At 72.1% G+C, this 3786-nt stretch carries 4 protein-coding genes and 1 pseudogene; 4 read left to right on the top strand and 1 reads right to left on the bottom strand.

Features of this window, described 5'->3' with window-relative positions:
* The 4 genes and pseudogenes from E1182_RS31420 to E1182_RS29670 form a co-directional block, all read left to right on the top strand.
* Positions 1–284 (top strand): annotated as a pseudogene (locus E1182_RS31420) (hypothetical protein); the annotation flags it as partial.
* 394 nt (positions 285–678) lie between these two features.
* Positions 679–1071, top strand: coding sequence for a GntR family transcriptional regulator (locus E1182_RS29680; protein ID WP_132271024.1), 393 nt, complete (start codon positions 679–681; stop codon positions 1069–1071).
* Complete coding sequence (locus tag E1182_RS29675; protein ID WP_132271023.1) at positions 1068–1958, top strand: ABC transporter ATP-binding protein; 891 nt, start codon at positions 1068–1070, stop codon at positions 1956–1958. The genes E1182_RS29680 and E1182_RS29675 overlap by 4 nt, the downstream gene beginning before the upstream one ends.
* A complete protein-coding gene (locus tag E1182_RS29670) occupies positions 1955–2935 on the top strand; it encodes an ABC transporter permease subunit (RefSeq protein ID WP_132271022.1) in 981 nt (326 codons plus the stop codon). Before E1182_RS29675 ends, E1182_RS29670 begins: the two co-directional genes overlap by 4 nt.
* Positions 2936–3290: 355 nt before the next feature.
* On the opposite strand, the gene E1182_RS29665 is transcribed toward E1182_RS29670, so the two are convergent.
* Positions 3291–3786: S8 family serine peptidase (locus E1182_RS29665; RefSeq protein ID WP_165942764.1), on the bottom strand; the 496-nt coding region annotated here is incomplete at its 5' end.

Below are 3786 nucleotides of genomic sequence, written 5' to 3'. Positions count from 1 at the left end.
GTCGGGGCGCGGGTCGTGGTGCCGGTGGCCGGCTCGGCGGCATGGGCGCGATGGCCCCCGGGATGGGCGGCGCGCCAGGCCGGGGCGGTCCCGGCGGCGGCAAGGGCGCCGGAGCGGGGATCCGGGGCGCTGCTGCGGGCGCGGGCCGGGGCGGTGTGGCCGGCATGGGTCCGGGCCACGGTGCCGGGTACGGCGAAGAGGAAGCTCCGCGTACCAGTTGGCTGGAGGAGGACGAGGACGTCTGGGGCACGGACGGCGACGCCACCCCCGGCATCCTGCGCTGAGTCCGACCGGGTCGGGCAGGCCGCCGGTCTGCCCGACCCGCAGCCGAACCACAAGCGCGACGCCCGGCCTCACCTGTCGCCTGCCGGCGCAGAGTAAGACGCTGGGGCGGTGTGGGAGAAGGGTGACGGTCGGCAGGTCCGGGGCCCGGGTGACCGCAGCCTCGCGGAGGCCCTGTCAGCCGATGTCGATCTGGCGGGCCTGGATGCCGGACACCAGGGACGCAGCCGCGCGGAGCTGGTCACAGAGTTGCTGGCCACTCGGCCGCAACACGAGGATCTGGTGGTCCGCCACGGCGGCCTGTGTGTACTGAACGTACTGCTCGAACCGGGCACCTGCGAGGTACTCGCGTGGCTAGCCTTTACTACAACACTAGTTAAGTAGTAAAGTCCGGGCATGTTCGTGTTCCGGCTCGACAGCCACTCGGGTGTGCCGGCCTACCTGCAGCTCGTGCAGCAGGTTCGGCAGGCCGTGCTGCTGGGGTTCCTGCAGCACGGCGACCGGCTGCCGCTGATCCGCGAGGCCGTGGAGACCCTCGCGATCAACCCGAACACCGTCGCCAAGGCGTACCGGCAGATGGAACAGGAAGGCCTGGTGGTCGGGCGCCCAGGTCAGGGCACCTTCATCACTTCCACGCAGACCGCCGCCTTGTCTCCGGCGACGTACAGCGCATTGCGGCGTGGCCTGGAAGCGTGGCTGCACCAGGCATACGCCGCAGGGCTCGACCAGCAGGCGGCCGCAGCCCTCTTCGCCACCGTGCAGCAATCGATCGACAAGGAAGCCGCATGACAGCAACGGACATCGCGCTGACCGCCGAAGGGCTGTCCAAGCGCTACCGCCGCACCTGGGCGCTGCGCGACTGCACCCTGGAGGTTCCGGCCGGCCGGGTCATCGCCCTGGTCGGGCCCAACGGCGCGGGCAAGAGCACCCTCCTGCGCCTGTCCGCAGGGCTGCTCGCGCCGACCGCGGGCACGGTGCGGGTGCTGGGCGAGGACCCAACGGCCAACACCCCGCAGGTGCTTGCGCGTATTGGTTTCCTCGCCCAGGACCATCCCCTCTTCAAGCACTTCACCGTCGCCGAGCTGATCCGCTTCGGCCGGTCCTGCAACGCCCGCTTCGACCAGCACCTGGTGGAATCCCGCATGGCGGAACTCGGTATTCCGCTGGACCGTCGCGCGGGCGCTCTCTCCGGCGGCCAGCAGGCCCAGGTCGCGCTCGCGCTGGCCCTGGCCAAGCACCCCGCCCTGCTGCTGCTCGACGAGCCGATGGCCGCCCTGGACCCGGTGGCCCGCCTGGAGTTCCTACAGGTGCTCATGGGCGCGGTCGCCGTCGACGGGGTCACCGTGCTGTTCTCCTCGCACGCAGTGCCGGAGCTGGAACGCGTCTGCGACCACCTGGTCGTGCTCAACGGCAGCCGGGTCGCGCTCACCGGGGACATCGAGACCCTGCTGGCCGAACACCGCCTGCTCGTCGGTCCACGCGTCTCCACCGAGCACGAAAACTCGGCCACTATCGTGTCGGCGACGCACAGCGACCGCCACACCACCCTGCTGGTACGCGACGGAGGCGGCCCGACCGCTCCTGGCTGGCAGGCAAACCCCGTCGGGCTGGAGGAACTCGTGCTCGCCTATCTGCGCCGCACGCCGGCCACCACGGCAGAGGCGGTGGCGGCATGACCTGGCTGACCTGGCGCCAGCACCGAGCCGAGGCAGCTGTCCTGGCGCTGCTGGTCGCCGTGGCGGCGGCCGTCCTGCTACTGCTCGGGACGTCCATGCACGGCCTCTTCCCGCACGGCGTCGCGCGCTGCGCCGGCGGCTCCGTCACTGAGGGCTGCTCCGTGGCGCTGCAGCGGTTGTGGGAGGAGCACGGGTACGCCTCCAAGATGCTGTCCCTGTTCAACCTGCTGCCGTTCGTCATCGGCGCGTTCCTGGGCGCACCGCTGCTGGCCCGCGAGCTGGAGACCGGCACGTGGCAGTTGGCCTGGACGCAGTCGGTGCCGCGGATGCGGTGGCTGGCGGTCAAGCTCGCCGCGCTCGGTTCGCTGGCGGTCGTGCTGACCCTCGCTCTCAGCGCCGTGATCACCTGGTACCGCCACCCGCTGGACGTGCTCGACGGCCGGTTCAACGCCGACGCGTTCGACCTGGAGGGCGTCGTTCCCGCTGCGTACGCGCTGTTCGCGTTCGCGTTCGCCGCGGCAGCCGGGGTGCTGCTGCGGCGCAGCCTGCCCGCGCTCGCGGCGGCGCTGGCCGCGTTCCTCGCGGTGCGGGTCGCCGTTGCCGGCGCGTTGCGCCCGTACTACGCGCCGCCGGAGACCCTGGCGAACCCGGTGACCGCAGGGGACACCACGGTCGACGTCGGCGGGCCGAGGCCGTCCACCGGCAATCACCTCGACTGGATCCTCACGACGGGCTATTCCGACGCCGCCGGCCGCCGGCTCGGCCTGACCGAGGTGTACCGGATGGGCGAGGACGCCCGGCGGTCCGGCCTGGACCTGGCTACCCACCTGCACGATCGCGGGGTTTCCCAGTGGGTGGAGTTCCACCCCGCCGAGCGCTTCTGGACCTTCCAGCTCATCGAGGCCGCTCTGTTCCTGAGCCTGACCGCAGTGCTGCTCACGGTGGTCGTCTGGCGGGTCCGGCGGCGAGCCCTGTGACCCGCCCGGATGCGCCTGCCCGCAGGTGCGGGCATCGCGCATCCGGACCCGGCCGCAGACGAGCATCCAGCGCTGAGCTTGATCTTCAACCTGGCCGGGGTGGTCGAGGTTGGTCGCTTCCACCAGCCGTTACGGCACACGCAGGCGTTGGGTTGGGACCGACCGCACCCAAGGTTGACCCGCGCACCTGCTGGATCGACCACCCCGGTGACCTGCCTGTCACAAAGGGCACGCAGGCCGAGTGACTACGTACTCAACCCGAGCGACTCACAAATGTACTCAAGTGCTGTAGGGCGTGGTGTGCACCCATCGCGCGCCGGTCCGCGTCGTCGTCTGGACCAGTGAGCGCCGTGGGTCAGGCGTCGGCGGTCCCGGCCCGCCGCCCCGGTCGCCAGCCGCGCCGCCGGCCCAGGGCCAGGACCGGTCGGGCGAGCAGCAGCGCCCCGGCGAGCAGGGCGCTCACCCCGGCCGCCCAGAACGCGATGGTGCGCTGTCGGGCCAGCGGGTCGTCCACCGGGTCGGGCGCGGGCATCGCGCCGGCCGGCGGGTCGGTCCGGGTGCCGAGCAGGCTGGTCAGCGCCCGGTACGGGTTGACCACTCCGTATCCGAGCTGGGGGTTGTGGCCGTCGGGCGGGTTGTCGGCCGTCCGGGTGAGCCGATAGGCCACCTGCTGGGGGGTGAGGTCGGGGCGGGCGGAACGCAGCAGCGCGACCGCCCCGGAGATGTACGCGGCGGCGAAGCTGGTGCCGCCCTCCGGTTCGGCGAGGTAGCCCTGCCCGCCCGGCGCCGGGCCGACGATGTCCAGTCCCGGGGCGGCGATGTCGACGTAGTTGCCGCTGACCGAGCTGCCC

It is taken from the genome of Micromonospora sp. KC721 (assembly GCF_004348355.1).
Taxonomy (GTDB): Bacteria; Actinomycetota; Actinomycetes; order Mycobacteriales; family Micromonosporaceae; genus Micromonospora.
This window is presented reverse-complemented; position numbering and strand designations above follow the sequence as displayed.